Origin of the sequence: Gemmiger qucibialis (assembly GCF_027689445.1) — a bacterium.
In the GTDB taxonomy this organism is placed as follows: Bacteria; Bacillota; Clostridia; order Oscillospirales; family Ruminococcaceae; genus Gemmiger; species Gemmiger qucibialis.
In genome coordinates, this window is record NZ_JAQFEN010000001.1 from 488,556 (window position 1) to 507,333 (window position 18,778).

At 54.2% G+C, this 18,778-nt stretch carries 14 protein-coding genes; 2 read left to right on the forward strand and 12 right to left on the reverse strand.

Going from position 1 to position 18,778, the window contains the following annotated elements; translation table 11 throughout:
- Positions 1-322 precede the first annotated feature (322 nt).
- The 6 genes from glgB to PG062_RS02300 all read right to left on the reverse strand — a co-directional run bounded on the left by glgB (position 323) and on the right by PG062_RS02300 (position 7,194).
- Entirely contained in the window at positions 323-2,167 is a 1,845-nt protein-coding gene (gene glgB / locus PG062_RS02275; protein ID WP_270750898.1) for a 1,4-alpha-glucan branching protein GlgB, read from the reverse strand.
- A 174-nt stretch (positions 2,168-2,341) separates the two neighbouring features.
- Entirely contained in the window at positions 2,342-3,703 is a 1,362-nt protein-coding gene (gene mgtE / locus PG062_RS02280) for a magnesium transporter (RefSeq protein WP_270750899.1), read from the reverse strand.
- 886 nt (positions 3,704-4,589) lie between these two features.
- Positions 4,590-5,228 (reverse strand): RpiB/LacA/LacB family sugar-phosphate isomerase, encoded by a 639-nt coding sequence (locus PG062_RS02285; RefSeq protein ID WP_113999416.1) that lies wholly within the window; start codon positions 5,226-5,228, stop codon positions 4,590-4,592.
- 68 nt (positions 5,229-5,296) lie between these two features.
- Positions 5,297-5,878, reverse strand: coding sequence for an Ntn hydrolase family protein (locus PG062_RS02290; RefSeq protein WP_270750900.1), 582 nt, complete (start codon positions 5,876-5,878; stop codon positions 5,297-5,299).
- 170 nt (positions 5,879-6,048) lie between these two features.
- Positions 6,049-6,549: a PTS sugar transporter subunit IIA gene (locus tag PG062_RS02295; protein WP_270750901.1), complete on the reverse strand. Its 501-nt coding sequence runs from the start codon at positions 6,547-6,549 to the stop codon at positions 6,049-6,051.
- 69 nt (positions 6,550-6,618) lie between these two features.
- Complete coding sequence (locus PG062_RS02300; RefSeq protein WP_113999418.1) at positions 6,619-7,194, reverse strand: TetR/AcrR family transcriptional regulator; 576 nt, start codon at positions 7,192-7,194, stop codon at positions 6,619-6,621.
- A 215-nt stretch (positions 7,195-7,409) separates the two neighbouring features.
- Between PG062_RS02300 and PG062_RS02305 the strand changes: the two genes are divergently transcribed.
- Positions 7,410-8,228 carry an HD domain-containing protein gene (locus tag PG062_RS02305; protein ID WP_270750903.1) on the forward strand — a complete coding sequence of 273 codons (819 nt, stop codon included), beginning with the start codon at positions 7,410-7,412 and terminating at the stop codon, positions 8,226-8,228.
- 150 nt (positions 8,229-8,378) lie between these two features.
- On the opposite strand, the gene PG062_RS02310 is transcribed toward PG062_RS02305, so the two are convergent.
- From PG062_RS02310 to PG062_RS02335, 6 genes are all read right to left on the reverse strand, one after another.
- Positions 8,379-8,573 (reverse strand): hypothetical protein, encoded by a 195-nt coding sequence (locus tag PG062_RS02310; protein ID WP_113999419.1) that lies wholly within the window; start codon positions 8,571-8,573, stop codon positions 8,379-8,381.
- 67 nt (positions 8,574-8,640) lie between these two features.
- On the reverse strand, positions 8,641-9,828 hold the full coding sequence (gene gltS / locus PG062_RS02315) for a sodium/glutamate symporter (RefSeq protein WP_113999420.1): 1,188 nt from the start codon (positions 9,826-9,828) through the stop codon (positions 8,641-8,643).
- Complete coding sequence (locus PG062_RS02320) at positions 9,825-10,787, reverse strand: TAXI family TRAP transporter solute-binding subunit (RefSeq protein WP_270750906.1); 963 nt, start codon at positions 10,785-10,787, stop codon at positions 9,825-9,827. The genes gltS and PG062_RS02320 overlap by 4 nt, the downstream gene beginning before the upstream one ends.
- 165 nt (positions 10,788-10,952) lie before the next feature.
- Complete coding sequence (locus tag PG062_RS02325; protein ID WP_270750908.1) at positions 10,953-11,813, reverse strand: NAD(P)/FAD-dependent oxidoreductase; 861 nt, start codon at positions 11,811-11,813, stop codon at positions 10,953-10,955.
- Between the two features lie 1,411 nt (positions 11,814-13,224).
- Positions 13,225-14,610: an MFS transporter gene (locus PG062_RS02330; RefSeq protein WP_270750909.1), complete on the reverse strand. Its 1,386-nt coding sequence runs from the start codon at positions 14,608-14,610 to the stop codon at positions 13,225-13,227.
- Positions 14,611-14,639: 29 nt separating this feature from the next.
- Positions 14,640-17,711, reverse strand: a complete 3,072-nt coding sequence (locus PG062_RS02335; RefSeq protein WP_270750910.1) for a glycoside hydrolase family 2 TIM barrel-domain containing protein — start codon at positions 17,709-17,711, stop codon at positions 14,640-14,642.
- Positions 17,712-17,897: 186 nt separating this feature from the next.
- Here PG062_RS02335 and PG062_RS02340 point away from each other — a divergent pair, with 186 nt between their 5' ends.
- Positions 17,898-18,761, forward strand: a complete 864-nt coding sequence (locus PG062_RS02340) for a helix-turn-helix domain-containing protein (RefSeq protein WP_270750911.1) — start codon at positions 17,898-17,900, stop codon at positions 18,759-18,761.
- Positions 18,762-18,778 lie beyond the last annotated feature (17 nt).

Here is an 18,778-nt window from a genome sequence, read left to right on the forward strand (position 1 = left end):
TAACGTTCTGGCAAAATAAACCCGGCACAAACTCAAAAATTTGTGCCGGGTGCCATTTTGGATTTTGTTAAGGGCAATACCGCATAATTCTAAGTGCCGATATGGCGAGCGAGGTGCGGCAGATGCCAAGCCAAAAGCGCAGATAATACTGGATGCTGCAAAGGTGAGCGCCACCAGTGGCGGAAACAGCGAACCGAAGCAGGGGCAGCGGTCGCAGAGTGCGAGGGGCTTTTGCCCCCGAAGCACGATGCGGGTACCGCAACCCGACATTATCGAGCATTTTGGCAACGCAGATGCCGTGCCGCAGCCGTCGGAGCGGTGCTTAAGCCGTAAGGCGGGAATTGTGCGGTGTTGCCTTTGTTTCTTTTTCCACTGCCGGTTCAAAGCGGTACAGCTGGGCGCTGTAGGGGGCAAGTGTCAGCTTTACACTGCCGGTGGTTGTTTTGCTGCGCAGGGCTTTGGGGCGGGCGGTCCTGCCGCCAAAGCAGTCCCAATCGCTGTTCAGCAGCGGGGTGATCTTGCCCTTGCCGGGCAGGGTCAGCTCATAGTCTTTCAGCTCGGTATCACCAAAGTTGAACGCCGCAAACACGGTGGCTTCCTGCCCTTTGCGCAGGATGGCGCAGGCATCCAGTTCCGGGTGGTCGCAGTCCAGCCACAGGAAATGGTTCGGGTTGTATTCTCCGCTCCAGAACGCATCATATTTCCGGTACAGTTCGTTCAGGGTGCGGCGGTAGTTGGCGAAGGCCTCGTGGATGGGGTAATCCAGCAGCAGCCAGTCCTGCTCGCGGCTTTCATCGTATTCCCGCAGCTGGCCAAACTCGTTGCCCATAAAGTCCAGCATCTTGCCGGGGTGAATTGCCATATACAAATAGAGCGCACGCCCCTGGGGGAACTTATCCTCATACTCGCCGTACATCTTTTGCAGGATGGTCGCCTTGCCATGAACATTTTCATCATGGCTGAACGGCAGGATGTAATGCTCCCGCCAGAAATACATCATCGAGAAAGTCAGCTTGCCCAGGTTGGATTTGCGTTCTTCCGGTGTTTTTTTGAAGTAGTCCAGCGTATCGTTCATCCAGCCAAGGTCCCACTTGTAGTCAAAGCCCAGGCCGCCGTATTCCACGGGGGCGGTCACTTTTTCAAAGTTGGTGGAATCCTCGGCAATCAGCATGGCGGTGGGGTGGCGCTGCTGCAACCCCTGGTTCATATTCTTCAAAAATTCCAGGGTAGAGCCGTTCACACCGCGGGCGGGGTCGCCCTGCCAGTAGATCAGGCGGCTGACGGCATCCATGCGCAGGCCGTCTGCGTGGAAGGTGCGCAGCCAGTAATCAGCGGCCGACTGCAAAAAGCAGCGGATTTCGCCGCGGGAGTGCATGAAATTGCAGCTGCCCCATTCGCTCTCCCCCACCGCTGCGGCGGGGTATTCGTACAAAGCGGTGCCGTCAAAGTGTTTCAGGCCGTATTCATCCACAGCGAAGTGGACCGGCACAAAGTCAAAGATCACGCCAATGTCCGCCGCGTGGCAGGCATCGATCAGGGTACACAGCTCGTCCGGCGTGCCGTAACGGCTGGTGGGGGCAAAAAAGCCGGTGGTCTGGTAGCCCCAGCTGCCGTCAAAGGGGTATTCGCTCAGCGGCATCAGCTCCAGGTGGGTGTAGCCGTTTCCTTTCAGGTAGGCGGGCAACTGTTTGGCCAGTTCAGAATAAGTATAGGGGGTGCCATCCTCCTTGCAGCGCCAGCTGCCTGCCTGTGCTTCGTAAATGTTCAGCGGAGCATCAAAGTTCTTGCTGCGCTTTGCCATCCAGGCGGAATCCGTCCACTGGCAGGTGGGTGCGCCCCACACAATGCTGCGGCCATCAGGGCGCAGTGTCATGGCCGTACCGTAAGGGTCGCAGTGGTCCACCACACTGCCGTCTGCGCCACACACACGGTATTGGTAGCAGGTGCCGCGCGTTACCCCGGCAGCGTCTGCCTCCCAGCAGCCGGAATAGCTGCGGTGCATCTGCCATTCTGCCCAGCTGCCATCGCTCAGGCCGCTGGTGATAACCTTTACATCCCGTGCAGACGGTGCCCACACAGCAAAGTGGGTCCCGCCCTCATAGGGGTGCGCACCAAAAAAGGTATCCGCGTCAAACTCCCTGCCGGTATAAAACCCCTGAATATTCATAAAGCATATTCCTTCCTTTTATATAGTAGCATAATAATGCAGCACCGGCAGCCGCCGGGCCGTGCAGTGGGCATCTATTGTTTCTTTCCAAATTATCTTCTACAAAAAATTATACCATGCCTTGCGGCATGGTACAATTAACAGTTGTTCGACTTTGTGTTCAAAAACTCTGCATCAGATATGCAGCACCATCTTGGCCACGTTGAAGTAGATCAACAGCGTGGTGGTATCCACGATGGTAGTGATCAGGGGCGAAGCCATGACCGCCGGGTCGATCTTGAACTTTTCCGCAATCACCGGCAGCAATACGCCGATCAACTGGGAAAGCAGCACGGTAAAGATCAGGGTGACGCAGACGACCAGCGCCACCGGAGCCGCGATGCGGTCCAGCAGCAGCATTTTGAAAAAGTTGCACACGGCCAGCGTCACGCCGCACATCAGGGCCACGCGGCATTCACGCCAGATAATACGCGGCAGATCGTGGGGGGCAATATCGCCCACCGCCATGCTGCGGATGATGGTGGAGGTACTCTGGCTGCCCGCGTTGCCGCCCGCATCGGTCAGCATAGGGATATAGGCGGTCAGCACAGTAACGGCGGCCAGCGCGCTTTCATACCCGCGGATCACCAGGCTGGAGAAGGTTGCGCTGAGCATCAGGAACAGCAGCCAGGGGATACGGCTTTTGTAAACATCCAGCATGGACTGCTTGAAATATGGCTTATCGCTGGGGGTCATAGCGTTCATCTTCGCGATGTCTTCGCTGGCCTCATCCTGCAAAATACTGATAGCGTCATCAACCGTCAGGATACCAACCAGGCGGTTCTCTTTATCCACCACCGGCAAAGCCAGGTAGCCGTACTTTTCAATCAGCTGGGCGGCATCCTCACGGTCAGTGCTGGTTACAACGCTGACCACATTGGGGTTCATCAGCTCTTCAACCGGGCGCTGCTCGTTCTTTTCCAGCACCAGGGCACGCAGGCTGACCACGCCAACCAGGGTACGATCCTTGCGGGTAACGTAACAGTTGTTGATGGTTTCCTTATCAATGCCGTTCTGGCGGATGGCATCCATGGCGCCGCGCACGGTCCAATCGGGGGCAAGCTCCATGAACTCGGTCGTCATAACGCCGCCGGCGGAATCTTCCGGGTATTTGAGCAGTTCGTTGATCATCTTGCGGGTGTCCGGCTCTGCCTGGGCCAGGATACGCTTGACCACGCTGGCAGGCATTTCCTCCACAAGGTCGGTGGCATCATCCACGCACAGCTCCTCCACCACGCTCTTCAGCTCGCGGTCAGTCAGGCCGCGGATCAGCGCTTCCTGCGTTTCGGAGCTAAGCTCCGCAAACACATCGGCCGCCAGGTCCTTAGGGCACAGACGGAACAGCACCGGCATTTTTTCTTCGGGCAGGTCCTCAAACACGGCGGCAAGATCCGGCGCGTTCATGGTAGACATGACATCACGCAGGCTCTGGTACTTTTTGGCATCGTCAAGGCTGGCCAGCATCTGGCGCAGCACAGCAATGGTGTTGTTTGCCATAAAAAATCCTCCCTGTGCAGCCGTTGTTTCAACGCAGACGCACAAGGAGGATGAAATCTTTCAAAATGAAGCAAGCGTGCCGTGCGCTAAAAATGCGCACACAAACAGCAAGTGGCTCCGCATAGAGCCACCGCCTGCACCTCTGCACCGAAACAACGGTTGCCATTATATTCAGTTTTACATCGGTTCACAGGACTACCGGGAATCTCCATGCTTAACCACCTGCCTTTTGTGTTGGATTTTTATCATCATGGTTCCATGTTTTGCTGCAAAAGCGCTATGAAACCATTTAAACTTTACCATTCCACCGCGGGTTAGTCAACCCTTTTTGTGTGTTCTATATAAAAAAATAATGTCAGCGGGCTGGTAATTTCTGCCGCAGGAATTTGGGGGCAACATAGCACAAAAAGCCCCCGCACCCAATCGGATGCAGGGGCTTGCTTTGGCCAGCTCAGCAATTTTCAGCGCAGGCAAAAACTTCAACTTCCGTGTCAAAGCCATTGACCAGGTTAATGCTGTAAGCGATCTGAGCCATACGTTCCATAAATTTTTTCATAACTAATATACTCCTCTCGGCACGGCAGCTTTCCCGGCTGCAGTGCAGGTGCCGCCCTCTATTGCAGCACCGTCAAGTTTTCTTTCTTGACGGCTCTATCATATCAGTTATGCACAAATAATTTGTTATCTATTTGTGAATTATGCTGTAAATTCGGGACAGTTTCCGGTTTTACAGGTTTCACGGCCCAGTTTTCACCGCTTTTTTGTGTATTTTCACCTCGCTGCACACGCCCGCTGCACATCATTTTTGAATGCAGCAATTAAAAAGGGGCTGCCCCTGCACGGTTCCCCGTGCAAAGACAGCCCCAGTAAAAGCTGTTTTGGTTGATTATGCCATCAGTTCCTTTACGGTTGCAGCGATCTTTTCATCCTTGCAGTCTGCAAAGAAATGCTCGGCAAAATGCTCCCCGGCAAAAGCGCCCTTGACCAGATCGTGATCCAGATCTTTCAGGATATCGCACAGGTCACGGAACGCCACGGAACGCACGCCGTCCAGGATCTTCTTGTTGCGCTGTTCGGGCACAACGCGCTCCTTCGGGTAGCCCTGACCATGGCCAAAGCCGAACAGTTTTTCAAACACATATTCCAGGTTCAGCTCGCCGCCCCAGCCAAAGCCTTTGGCAAACGGCAGGGCAACAGCATTGCCATCGTTCACATGAGCAAAGGTATAGGCATCCACGGGATCTTCCACATGGCCGCAGATCACGCCGGGGAAGCTGTTCAGCGCCAGCATGGCACCCTCGCCGGTGCCGCAGCCGGTGATAACATAATCCGCTGCGCCGGAATTCAGCAGCACCGCTGCCAGAATGCCGTTCTGCACATAGGTCAGTTGGGCGGCATCATCGGCTGCGTACATACCATAGTTGACAACCTCATGGCCCATCGGCTCCACAACCTTGCGCAGGGTGGCTTCGATCAGGGCGTTCTTGGCGGCCTGGCTGTTTTCATTGATCAGTGCAATTTTCATGGCTTGATTTCTCCTGTTTATTGTATCCTTGAAGGGAGCAGGGTCGTCTGCAGTGGCAATCCCATTTATCACATTACAAGTTCGCGAAAATATTTGGTATTCACCGTCTGATCCGCTTCGGCCAATTTGGCAATGCAGCCATCCAGTGTTTTGGCAATATCGTCCAGCGTATGCCATCTGGCGGCTTCGGGCTTGACGTACTGCTCCAGATATGGGGCAACCTCAGTATGGGAACAAGCGCCTTCGATCAGATAGGCACCGTCCCTGGCTGGCTGGGTCTGCGGGGCATAATCCTCCGTGCTGGCCAGCATCACCAGTTGGAAATTCCCCTTGCGGCCGCGGCCGCCCACCAGCAGCCGCACCCCAACTGGGGCACAGGGCGTTTGCTGGGCTGCCTGCTGCAATACCTTGACTGCCTTTTCCAGCGTCATATACTGCACATCGTATTCATCCAATTTATTGATGATCTGGGCCGCTGCCACAGCATCCCCTGCAAAGCCGACCAGCACGTTGCGGTTCAGCTTGCGCACTTTGGGCAGTGCATCCGTCAGCACCTTGATTTTGCCGTCTGTGATCGGTTCTTCCACCATGCGGCCATCGCTGACCATGGCACAGAACGCCGTACCACATACTGCAAGAATTGCGCTCATGTTATCGTTCCTTCCTGTTCCGCCGGGTTGTCGGCGGTGTATCTATCTGTATCTTACCATAGTTTTGCCCCAATGGGAAGAGCCGCGCATCAAAAAGCCCAAAAGCCCAAAAGCCCAAAAGCGGCACAAGCCCAAAGCCTGTGCCGCCTGTATTTCTCAAATCTGCCGGATTACTTGTTCACCTTCATCATGTCATCGCCGGGGTTGACATTGCCGGAAGCAACCACATCCACGCTGGCAAAATCATCGGTGTTGGTAACAACGGTGATAACCACCGCCGGGTGGCCCGCTGCCTTGATCTTATCCAGGTCCATCGTCAGCAGCAGCTGGCCCTTGGTGACCTTGCTGCCCAGCTTGACCTTGGATTCAAAGCCGTCGCCTTTCATTTCCACGGTATCTACGCCCACATGGATCAGCACTTCCACGCCGCCGGGGGTGGTAATGCCAAAGGCATGCAGGGTATCCGGTGCCTGGGTGATCTCGCCGTCACAGGGGGCGTACACCTTGCCCTCCGAAGGGTCAATACCGCAGCCCTGGCCCAGAATGCCCTGTGCAAACACCTCGTCCGGGATATCTTCCATCTTGACAAAAGCACCAGCTGCATCCGCTGCCAGCACAACCGGGAAGGACGGTGCGGCATCCTTCTTTTTGAACATATCAAACAGTCCCATATGAAAATCTCCTTCTGCTCATGGCCCGCTACGCAGGGCGCAGCAAAGCCGGATTTATGCCTTAATTTATCACGGCGCAGCCGCCGCACGCACAGCGCGCACAGCCTGCCATGTGATATCTGCCATTTCATCTACCGTTTCAGGCTTACCGTTTTGCAGCCACAGGTCAATATTGCCAAAGCACCCCTGAACGGCAAATGCCACCATATAACGCTGCAGCTGGGTTTCTTTCTCCCGCGGGCGCAGGTAGCCAAGACAACTTTCTTCAATCACGCCTTTCAGCCGGTGCACAAATGCAGTATCCCCATTTGTGCCCAGCAATACACTGCAAATACCATCGTTTTCGTCCAGATAACTGAACAGCGCCCTCAAAGCTTCCGGGGTGGAATCTTCTTCCAGCCGCGGCAGGATATCATCCATCAAAAGCTCCAGCGTGTGGATTTGTTCCCGCTCCACATGGTCCATCAGGTCATAAATATCGGTATAATGGAAATAGAAAGTTCCCCGGCTGACGTTGGCCAGTTCGGTCAGCTCCCGCACGGTGATTTCCCGCACCGGTTTTTGCATCAGCAGCGTGATCAATGCATCGGACAAGCGCTTGCGGGTCAGCCGCACGCTGCGGTTCTCCTCACCCTTGCTGTTCATAAGCGTATGTTCCCTTTCCGTCAGGCACCCGCACCGTGCATTCCTGCGCTGGCCGGGCAACTGTTTGGTTAATATCTTAATAGTAAAGCCGCATGGCCTTTTTGTCAAGGAAAAACTGCACTTTTGTATAGATTTGCACTCAAAGAGGATTATGTTTTTGTGCGCAGTATACGATTTTGCTGCTTTTTGCGGTTTGCGGCGCTGTGCCCACGGATTTGTGCTATAATCACAGCAGAATCAAAACCAATCAGGAGATGGATATCGTGACTGTTGACCACCAAAAGGTTCTGGATGCTTTTGCCGCCTATATCAGACCCTATGATGCGCAGGACCCCAAAGTAAGCCTGAAAATCCACCACACTTACCGTGTGGCCGCCCTGTGTGAGCAGATTGGCCGCAGCATTGCGCTGGAGGGCACTGCGCTGGATCTGGCCTGGCTATGCGGCATGCTGCACGATGTCGGCCGCTTTGAACAGCTGCGCCGTTTTGGCACCTTTGATGACAGCAAGAGCATTGACCACGCCCGCGCCGGGGTGCAGGTATTGTTCGAGCAGGGGCATATCCGGGATTACCTGGACGATGATTCCGAGGATGCCATGCTGCGTACCGCCGTGGAATGGCACAGCGCCTACCGTCTGCCGGACGGCCTGGACGAGCGCACCGTAATGTACTGCAACATCCTGCGCGATGCCGATAAAATTGACATCCTGCGGGTCAATGTGGAAACCCCGCTGGAGGATATTTATAATGTAACCACCGCAGAACTGCTGGCCTCCCCTGTTACCCCTGCCGTGCAGCAGGCTTTTTATGAGCACCACGCCGTACTGCGCAGCATAAAGCAGCACCCAGCGGACCACGCGGTGGGGCATTCCTCTCTGGTTTATGAACTGGTTTACCCCGAAAGCCGCTGCATCGTGGCAGACCAGGGCTGGCTGTGGAAGCTGATGGACTTTAAGACACACAATCCCGAAACCGCCACTGCCTTTGCCCTGATGCGGGAACACATGCACCAATGGCTGGCAGAGAACACCTGACTGATAAATAATAATGAATAAATAATAAAGAATAATTTTGGTGGACCGCGGCGCAAAGCGCCGCTCAAAACATTGGAGTTATAACAGAACAAAAAAACGCCGCCGGGCGGGCATGAAAGACAGTTCATGCCCGCCCGGCGGTTTTGCGTTTTATTTTTTCTTTTTGTGGGGGATATGCACCTCTGGGATGGCCACGTTTTCGTAGTGGATGTTTTCTTTCTCCCCGGTATCCTGTTGAGCGGCCTGCTCATGTGCTACCTTGCCGGTATGTACTTCCGGTACGGCAACATCTTCATTGCCAACATGATAAACCTGTTCCTTTTTCTTACTCCATTTCCAAAACATACAGATGTTTCCTCCAAGTCATCTCTTGATGCTTTTTCATGCCGTGCACTGCTTTGCACAGCGTGGTTCAAATAAAGTTGATAAAAAATGTGGTAACAAGGCTGTTGATAAAATCCGCAAACAAACTGCCGACCAGGGGGATCAGCAGGTATGCCTTAACTGAGGGTGCATATTTTTCGCACAGGGCCTGCATATTGGCCATGGCGTTGGGGGTTGCGCCCATGCCAAAGCCGCACACGCCGGAAGATATCACCGCAGCGTCATAATCACGGCCCATCACGCGGAACACAATAAAGTTGGTAAACACAAACATCAGCAGCGTCTGGCCAGCCAGCAGGATCAGCAGCGGCAGGGCCAGTTCGGCCAGCTGCCACAATTTCAGGGTAATCATGGCGATACCTAGAAACAGCGAAAGGCTGATACCGCCGATATCGTTGATCTCGCCCATATAGATGGTGATTTTTCCGGTATACTCGCCGATATTGCGCATACAGGCGGCCGCAATCATGGCACCGATATAAATTGGGAAGGTCATACCGGTCAGCGAGAGCAGCTTGGAAACAACGGTTCCAATGCCGATGGCGATGATCAGCTGGAACACCGCGGAAGGATACATGCTGGCGTGGCGTTCGTGCTTGATTTCTTCTTCCACCAGCAGGCTGTCGTCCTCCTGCACCACGGTATCCAGCAGCTTGTGCTTTTCAATCAGGCGGCGGCCAATGGGTCCGCCGATCATGCTGCCTGCAATCAGGCCATAGGTTGCCGCAGCGGTGCACAGCGTGGTTGCACCAGAAATGCCAAAGTCCTCCAGCACAGGGCCAAAAGCGCCCGCTGTGCCGTGGCCGCCAACCATCGAAATGGAACCGGTGCAAAGGCCCACCAGCGGGCTGATCCGCATCACGTTGGACAGCCCCACTGCCAAAAAGTTCTGGGCCAGAATCAGCGCAATAACCAGGCTCAGAAACACCAGCATGGATTTGCCGCCGCTTTTGAGCACCTTCAGGTTTGCCTGGAAGCCGACCGAGGTAAAGAAGAATACCATGCAGACTTCTTTCAGGATATCATCAAATGTAAACTCCACAATGCCGGTCACATAGCACACGCAGGTGAACACGGCAAACAGCACGCCGCCCACAACGGGCGCAGGGATGCAGAACTTTTCCAGCAGGCTGCATTTTTTACGCAAAAACTTTCCCAACATCAGTACCACGACCGCAATGGCAAGGGTCTGGTACATATCCAGCTCTATGATCATGCTGCGTCCTCCCCTGCTGCCATGCCGTTCTCCTGATAATACGCCGCCGCGCCGGCGTGGACCGGCACCCCAATTTTATCCGCGGGGCCCAGCTCCAAGGGGAGACCAAGCTCTGCCTGCAGGGTACCCACCCCGTCATACAGCGTCTTGGTCAATGCTTTTACGGTGTTTTCCGAAAGTTCATCACTTGCCAGCAGCACGGCCTTGACCCCAATGGTCGGCACATCCTGGTCCTGGCCATTGTAGCTGCCCGCCGGGATCACGCCCTGGCTGTACGCCGGATAAGCGGCCAGCAGACGGACCGCTGCGCTGCCATCCACCGGCAGCAAGGCAATGCCGCAGCTGTTGGCCAGTTCTTCAATCATCTCGGTCTTTACGCCGGACGTACAGAACAGCGCGTCGATCTCACCGCTTTGCAGCTGCTTGGCCGCATCGGTGTAGTTCAGGTTGACCTCCTTGACCAGCTTTTCGTCCAGGCCATAAGCCGCCAGAATCTGTTTGGCGTTCTGCTCCGTGCCGGATTCTTCCTCGCCAATGCTGACGGTCTTGCCTTGCAGCTCCTCCACGGTGTTGATGCCGGAATCTGCCCGCACAACAATATGGCATTCTTCCTGATACAGTACCGCCATGGTGCTGAAGTTATTTTCTACCTCAGATTCCGCAAAAGCGCCGGTTTGGTTATAAGCATCCTGGGCCATATCCGCCTGTACCACCGCCATCTGCAGGTACCCGCTGGACAACAGCCGCAGGCTTGCCGCCGAACCGGCGGTTTCACGCACTTCCAACTTCCGACCGCCGTTCTGGGCCTGCAGGGCGGCGTAATTCTCACCAAATACCTGGTACACGCCGCCGATGCTGGCCACACCCAAACGGATGGTTTTGTCGCCGCACGCAGCCAACAGCAGCACCATCATCAGTGCCGCCGCAAGCGCAAGGGCGATTCTTTTTTTCTTCTTCATCGCTTTCCTCCCCTTATATGGTGCCCCTGTCAGTAGCTTCAAAGCGCTAAAAATTATTGTACCACTTTTCCCCTTACAGAGAATATAGGATAAAGTGCCGTTTTTAACGCCTTAAGCCTGCTGTCGGACCACCGAATCCGCAATCATGTGGCGCACAACACACGCTTACTTCTTTTGTTTTGCCAGCCATTCCACAGCCGACAGGGCTGCAACATTGCCCTGCCCTGCCGCCTTGATGTACTGGTACGGCTTCCCCGCCAGATCGCCGCAGGCAAAGCAGCCCGACAGGTTGGTTGCCATGTTGGCATCCACCCTTACATGTGCCCCCTCCACGGCAAGCCCCGGCACCAACTTGTCCGGTGCAACAGCATCCCGCAATACAAACACACCATCCACCGCATAGGTATTCTGCTCCGTCTGCACGCCTTCGGCATGGGTCTGGCCCAAAATGGCAATGGGACGCTCATTAATGACCTGCACATGGTCGTTCACAGCAACCTCGTGGGGCACAACAGGGAAATACAGCAGCCTGCCCGCAGTTTCTGCCAAAAAGTTCGCTTCCCGGCAGGATTCTGCGTTGTATCCCAGGACTGCAACGGTTTTTCCGGGGTAAAAATGCGCATCGCAGGTTGCACAGTAGCTCACACCGCGGCCTAGCAGCTCATCCTCTTTCGGGAACGGTTTGCCCATCACCACACCGCCCGCCAGGATCACGCTGGATGCTTCCAGCATGGCATCCGGCGTCTGGATGCCAAAATAGCCGCCCATGGCATACACCGCCGTGACCTGCTTCTCTGTGATTGGGATTTCCAGCACATCCAGGTGCTTTTTGAACGCCTGGGCCAGCTGGGCACCATCAATATCCGGCAAACCGGGGTAGTTCTGGATTTTATGGGCCTTGGTCAGCTTGCTGCTCAGCTCCCGGCTGCCAAACAGCAGCACTGTTTTGCCACGTACCTTTGCCGTAATGGCCGCCGAAACGCCCGCCGGGCCGGTGCCGATAATTGCAATATCCGCACGCTCCATCGTTTCTCACCTCTCTGTTCTGCCCTATGCAGGGCACAATTCTATTTAGGCAATACCGCATAATTCTAAGTGCCGATACGGCGAGCGAGGTGCGGCAGATGCTAAGCAAAAAGCGCAGATAATACTGGATGCTGCAAAGGTGTGCGCCGCCAGTGGCGGAAACAGCGAACCGAAGCAGGGGCAGCGGTCGCAGAGTGCGAGGGGCTTTTGCCCCAGAAGCACGATGCGGGTACCGCAACCTGACATTATCGAGCATTTTGGCAACGCAGATGCCGTGCCGCAGCCGCCGGAGCGGTGCTTAAGCCGCAAGGCGGGAATTGTGCGGTGTTGCCTTTATAATTATTGTAAATTATACCACCGATAAGTCGCCTGCGTCAATTTATGGGGGAATTTAACAGAGGGAGATAGAACTTTCTCCATACTATGTATAGAAATGCACAACTGGACTAAAAAGCAGAGAGCCATCCCCGTAAGAGGATAACTCTCTGCTATTTTTGTAAAGCCTTTTCTGCAAGTTTGGTGTCAATGTGGTGTCAAATCAGCCAAGCCAGGTTTATAAAAGGCGTAGAATCAATGCTTTTTAGTCGATGGGCTTCATCGTGTGGACTTGCACGATTCGCTCATTTGATGGTTATATCCTGATTCATCATTGGAGCGATACTGCGATACACCGCAAATTGCAGTTTTATCATATCATGTATTATTCTATCACACTTTCGGCGTTTGGTACACGGTTTGGTACATGAACCGCGTGATAAACCGGGATGGGCGGAGCCACTGAATAGGCCAAACGGCCACCGAAAAGAGCCGAAATTCACTTGACCAAGATGGTTATGTTCAGCAACGAATCTTGCCGATGCAATTCTGTGTTATGAAAAGGCAGGCACGAGGTCTTTCCAGCAGACGGACCGCGCCTTGATTGAGCAAATCGTGTAGGAATACTTAGGGCAACACCGCACAATTCCCGCCTTGCGGCTTAAGCACCGCTCCGACAGCTGCGGCACGGCATCTGCGTTGCCAAAATGCTCGATAATGTCGGGTTGCGGTACCCGCATCGTGCTTCGGGGGCAAAAGCCCCTCGCACTCTGCGACCGCTGCCCCTGCTTCGGTTCGCTGTTTCCGCCACTGGCGGCGCTCACCTTTGCAGCATCCAGTATTATCTGCGCTTTTGGCTTAGCAGCTGCCGCACCTCGCTCGCCGTATCGGCACTTAGAATTATGCGGTATTGCCTTAGAAAAGCAGAGCATGAGGCGTACCCCGGATTTGCAGAAAGAGGAACCGTCCATATCTTCGCCGCCAATAGATTTAATAGCCAGTGCTTTGGCCGATTTTAGAGGATAAAGCACTATACAGAAAAAGGGCTTCCGCCAGCAGATGCGGAAGCCCTTTTTTAGAAGGAGAATAGTGAATATCAGTTTTTCATTTCGGCGCGGATCTTATCGTTGGCCTCCTCGACCTTCATGCGGGAGAGGATAAAGGTAATGATGGCGTCCAGCACAAAGGGAATCACGAGGTACATGAGTTTCAGCATATTGATGCAGGATTCCGGCTGTACGGCCAGCGCCTTATCGTAGTTGCTGAACGCCAGCAGCCAGCCGGTGATGGCGGTGCCGAGACCGCCGCCCAGCTTGACACCGAGCGAGGTGCAGGAGTACATCGTGCCGTCTACGCGCTTGTGCTTCGTCAGCCAAGTGTACTCGGAGCAGGAGGCGATAACGGCGTTCATGTCGCCCTGCCACGGGCCCTGACCCAGTGCAGCAATGGCCGTGAAGAGCAGCATCATCTTGACATCGCCGGTGCCAGTATAGCCGGCCACGGCAACCAGCGCGCGGGCCACGGTAGCAAGGGCATAGCTGCCGACGTTCAGCTTGTACATACCGTGCATCTTGGCAACGAGGGTCGGGGTAAAGACCAGTGCAATAATTAAAGGAATGTTGATGGCCCAGGAGAACACGCCGAACAGGTTCTTGTCGCCAAGGATATGAGCAGTGTAGTAGGTACCCATGCTGATCATGGCACCATAGATCTGCTGCAAAATGTAGGTGACGCAGATCATCAGGTAGTATTTGTTGGAGACCAGCAGCTTGGCAGCTTCGACAAGACCGTACTTCTCGTCTTTCTCGATTTCGGCTTTATCCGTGGTGTCGACAAACTCTTCCTCCGGCAACTCCTTGACGGAGAAAACAGAGAGCGTGTTGACGATCAGACCGATAATGGCATAGACGATAGCCACGGTGCGCCATGCTTCGGCAGTGTCGCCCAGTGCAGAGACAGCCAGCAGCGTGAAAGACTGAATGGCAAGGCTGGTGGCGAATGCGAACATGAAGCGGTAGGAACCCATCTCGACTCGCTCGGCGCTGTTCTTGGTGACAAGGGAAGTCAAGGCAGAGTAGGCGATGTTGTTGGCCGTGTAGAACACAGCGTTCAGCAAGGAATAACAGATAAAGAACCATGCGTACTTGGCAAACTCGCTCATGCCCATGGGGATGGCGAAGATGCCGACCAGTGTGATGGCGCAGCCGATGTAGCCGTAGAGCATCCACGGGCGAGCCTTGCCCAGCTTGGAGTGCGTCTTGTCAATCATCGAGCCAAAGAAGATGTCGGTAAGGCCGTCAAACAGCTTGGACACAGCAATCAGCGTGCCGACGATGCCGGGATTCAGGCCGACGGTGTCGGTCAGGTAGATCATAACGAACGAGGAGAGGAACGCATAGACCACGTTGCCCGCAACATCGCCGGAGCCGTATCCGACCTTGTTATACCACTTCAAATAACGTCTTTCAGTGTTTTCAGACATGAGAATTTCTCCATTCTTTTGTGTAGAGGTTATGCTTTTTCAGGAATCAGACGGATGCTGAAATCGAAGGAAGCGTCGTCAAGGCGGTACTGCTCCGCCAGACGCGGCCCGCAGCTGGCAGAGCCGATGCCGTTCTGTGCATAGTCAAGGCAGAGAACGGTGCTGTCACAGGGATGCAGCTCATAGTTGTGCGCCTTTTCAGTCAACTCTTCCTGCGTGTAGTGCGAGGCGTTGAAGCAGAACGGCTTTGCACCGACAGCGGTAAGTTTGATGCCAGCGCCATCCAGCTGGACATAATCGCAATCATAGTGACTGCCGTTCTCCTGCGGGCGAATGTAGTCCTCGTGCTGCTGCCAGATGGTGGAACTGAAGTAGCCGTGGCTGGCAGCATGGTGCTTGTCGCAGTAGCTTTCCATCGGACCCATGCCGAAGTAACTGACGCGGGCCATTTCTTTTGGCAGGAACAGGCGCAGGCCAAAGCGCGGCAGTTCGGGGAATACCGTGTTGCGCTCAGCGTGCAGTGCCAGCGTTACTGCACCGCTGTTGGAAACCGTCCAGCAGACATCCAAATCAAGGAATTTCTGCAAGCTGATCGGTGCAATGCCGACTTTGGCGCGCAGAGTCACACCGCTGTCCGTCACCTGATATTCGGTGCGGTAGGCGTTGGTCATACAGTGGTCATAGCGGGCAGCCAGCCAATTCAGCTTCAGCTTGCGGTCATTGTCCGTAGGAGCACGCCAGATGTTAAACTCCATTTCCTTGTCCAACAGGACTGCATCCTCGTACTGCATCGCGGCGAACAGACCCGTCAGCTTATTAAAGTTGTAGGTGAAGTTCTTGCCGCGCAGCGTCAAATGGCGGTCCGTCTCCTGAACAGTGATTGTGCTGTTGGAAGGGGCATCACTCCACATAGCCAAGGTTTTCTGGTTGCGGCTGTCTTCGTTTTCCAGCAGGATTTCATCAAAACCCAGGAGATGACCTTCCGAACGCAAGGACAGGTCTTTATCGCAATGGTAGAAGATTTTCAGGAAACACTTGCCTTTATCGGGAATGTGGACGGCCAACGGCAAGGCGTTTTCACTGTGCGGCGGCAGGGTGAAACCGTCAGGGTAAGGGATGAAGCCGTTGTCGATGACCTCGCCGTCGCAGCTTACCTGATAGGTTAGTGCGGCATACTCGGTCAAATCAACAAAGTCCATGTAGTTATGCAGCGTGAGCATGCCGGATTCCCGGTCGTACTTCACAACACGCGCCGGGCGATAGACATTCTTAAACTCCAACAGCCCGGTGTGCGGGCGGCGGTCGGGGTAGACCAGACCGTCCATGCAGAAGTTGCCGTCATGCGGCCACTCATTGTGGTCGCCGCCGTAATAATAGATGCCGCGGCCGTCGGGCATCTTCCCTTTATAAATACCGTGGTCGCACCACTCCCACAGGAAACCGCCGACCAAGCCATCATGGCTCTGAATGAACTGGAAGTAATCCTCCAAATCGCCGGGGCCGTTGCCCATGCAGTGGCTATACTCGCACATGATATAAGGCTTGTCCGGCTCGTTATCCAGATATTCCTGAATGCTTTCGAGAGAAGGGTACATATTGCTGAACATATCAATGTTCGAGAAATCGTATTTACGGTTCTTGCTGCGGTACTGGGCGCTCTCGTAGTGGGTCAGGCGGCGGGGGTCAAAGCTCTTTGTCCATGCCAGCGCTTCTTCGAACGTGCAGCCGTAGGCGCTCTCGTTGCCCATCGACCAGATGATGACGCAGGGACGGTTCTTGTCACGCTCCACGCAGCGGCGGGTGCGGTCTACGGTGGCCTCGGTGAACTCCGGGTTGTCTGCGATGGGCTTGTTCCAGTTTTCAACGTGGTTGGGCCAGCTTTCGTTGCCCTCGCAATAGTATTCGGACGCACCGTGGCTCTCGTTGTCGGCTTCATCAATGACAAAGAAGCCGTACTGGTCGCAGAGCTGATAGAAGTAAGGCACATCCGGGTAATGGCTGGTGCGGATGGCATTGAAGTTGTGCTTTTTTATCATGAGCAGGTCTTTTTTCGTCTGCTCAAAGCCAACGGCATAGCCGGTGACGGGGTCGGATTCGTGGCGGTTTACACCGTGGAACTTGATGGACTGGCCGTTGACATAAATCTGGTTGTTGGCAACATGAACCTCGCGGATGCCCACACGGTCCGTAATGGTCTCGTTGGGCGTGTCCAACACAAGGGTATATAAGTAGGGCTGCTCTGCGTTCCAGAGTGTCGGGTCAACAATGGTGATTTCTGCATGATAGGGAAATGCCGTATCATCCGGTGCTTCCACGGGCGTTACGCTGCCGACCATCGTGCCGGCTGCATCGTAGAGGGTGATGCGGGTGGCAACGGCGGAATCGTAGTAACGCAGGCGGACAGCAACCCCTGCGGTGCTGCCGTGGATGTCGGTGGTGATGAAATAGTCCTCGATGCACTGTTCCGGTCGGTGCAGCAGGTAGACATCACGGAAAATGCCGTTCATGCGGAACATATCCTGATCTTCCATGTAGCTGCCATCGCACCATTTCAGCACGAGGACCGCCAGATGGTTAGTGCCGTCCTGCAAAAACTTCGTTACATCGAACTCGCTTGTGGAATGGGCGACCTGACTGTACCCGACAAACTGACCGTTGAGCCAGACATAGAAGCAGGAGGCAACGCCCTCAAAATTCAGAAATGCGCGCGGGGCAGCGGCATCCTTTTGGTAGGTGAAGTCGTAGAGGTAAGCGCCGCAGGGATTCTCTTTGGGAACATACGGCGGATCAGCGGGAAATGGATAACGGATGTTGGTGTACTGGTGGTGGTCGTAGCCGTGGTTCTGCCACACGCTGGGAACCGGGATGCTGTCAAAAGCGGAGGCATCATAGCCGACCTCATAGAAAGCATCCTGTAAGTCATAAATACTGGCGTAGTACCGAAATTTCCAGCTTCCGTTCAAAAGCTGGAAGCGATCCGAGGTCTCGCGGTGCTCGACTAAGGCATCGCTGCGCCGGGATGCCGGAATGTAATATGCACGATTCGGCATGGTACCCACATGCAGTGTGTGCTGGTCCTCGTAATAGTGCGGAATAATCATCCATTCTCCTCCTGTGATTTATACAGTTCTGCTTGCGTTCCGTCTGAAATTATTATACAATTTCTATATACAATAAAACATAAACGGTATTGCACTAAACATGCACAAAATCAATGGCTTTTTGTAAAGTGAAGGTAAAATGGACGAAGCACCTCGCAATATTCACAAAAACGGGAGGAGATTTTTGTGTACATTAACTCTGGCTATCTGAACAATTCCCGTACAGATTTCAAAGACAACTCCACGCCGTTGGTGGTGGGCAGCTGCGGCACCTACCGGCTGAAAACGCGCCCCAACCTACCGACTTACTGGCAGAAAGGGCGCAGGGATTACCAGATTTTATATGTGGCAAACGGCAAGACGCATTTCTGGTTTGATGGCAAGGAAGAAATCGTCAGCGCGGGCCATATGGTGCTTTACAAGCCGGAAGAAATTCAAAAATATGTATATTATCTGGAAGATAACCCGGAAGTTTTCTGGATTCACTTCACAGGCAGCGATGTAAAGAACATACTGGCGTATCACGGCATCTCGCTCGATGAGCATGTGTTCTACTGCGGTGTGCTGCCGGATTACAAGGCGTTGTTCCGCAAAATCATTCAGGAGTTGCAGCTGTGCCGCTATGGGTACGAGGACTATATTGCATCGCTGTTCAACGATATTCTGCTGTTGGTGGACCGCCAACAGCATGAACAGAAAAAAGCCACCGGCGACGTCCAAGAGCAAATTGAACGCGCGGCAGCTTACTTCAACGAGAACTATAACACAAAGATCAGCATAGACGATTATGCGGAATCCCTGCACATCAGCACCAACTGGTTTATACACAATTTCAAACAGTACGCAGGTATGTCCCCTGCCCAGTACATCCTCTCCTTGCGCATGGTCAACGCCCAAAGCCTGTTGGAGCGGACGACCTACAACATCAAGGAAATTTCCGAAATCGTAGGGTATGAGAACCCGCTGTATTTCAGCAGGGTGTTTAAGAAAGAGATAGGGAAGTCACCGGCGCAGTATAGGAAAGAAATGACCCCTACTGAGGCAGTATAAGGCGCGACAGATTATCT

Bases quoted from the DNA above. Each gene is read 5' to 3' on its own strand.
- mgtE (WP_270750899.1), bottom strand. From the start codon at position 3,703: ATGGCAAACAACACCATTGCTGTGCTGCGCCAGATGCTGGCCAGCCTT.
- PG062_RS02285 (WP_113999416.1), bottom strand. From the start codon at position 5,228: ATGAAAATTGCACTGATCAATGAAAACAGCCAGGCCGCCAAGAACGCC.
- gltS (WP_113999420.1), bottom strand. From the start codon at position 9,828: ATGATCATAGAGCTGGATATGTACCAGACCCTTGCCATTGCGGTCGTG.
- PG062_RS02325 (WP_270750908.1), bottom strand. From the start codon at position 11,813: ATGGAGCGTGCGGATATTGCAATTATCGGCACCGGCCCGGCGGGCGTT.
- PG062_RS02320 (WP_270750906.1), bottom strand. From the start codon at position 10,787: ATGAAGAAGAAAAAAAGAATCGCCCTTGCGCTTGCGGCGGCACTGATG.
- PG062_RS02290 (WP_270750900.1), bottom strand. From the start codon at position 5,878: ATGAGCGCAATTCTTGCAGTATGTGGTACGGCGTTCTGTGCCATGGTC.
- PG062_RS02295 (WP_270750901.1), bottom strand. From the start codon at position 6,549: ATGGGACTGTTTGATATGTTCAAAAAGAAGGATGCCGCACCGTCCTTC.
- PG062_RS02335 (WP_270750910.1), bottom strand. From the start codon at position 17,711: ATGATTATTCCGCACTATTACGAGGACCAGCACACACTGCATGTGGGT.
- PG062_RS02300 (WP_113999418.1), bottom strand. From the start codon at position 7,194: ATGAACAGCAAGGGTGAGGAGAACCGCAGCGTGCGGCTGACCCGCAAG.
- PG062_RS02330 (WP_270750909.1), bottom strand. From the start codon at position 14,610: ATGTCTGAAAACACTGAAAGACGTTATTTGAAGTGGTATAACAAGGTC.
- PG062_RS02310 (WP_113999419.1), bottom strand. From the start codon at position 8,573: ATGTTTTGGAAATGGAGTAAGAAAAAGGAACAGGTTTATCATGTTGGC.
- glgB (WP_270750898.1), bottom strand. From the start codon at position 2,167: ATGAATATTCAGGGGTTTTATACCGGCAGGGAGTTTGACGCGGATACC.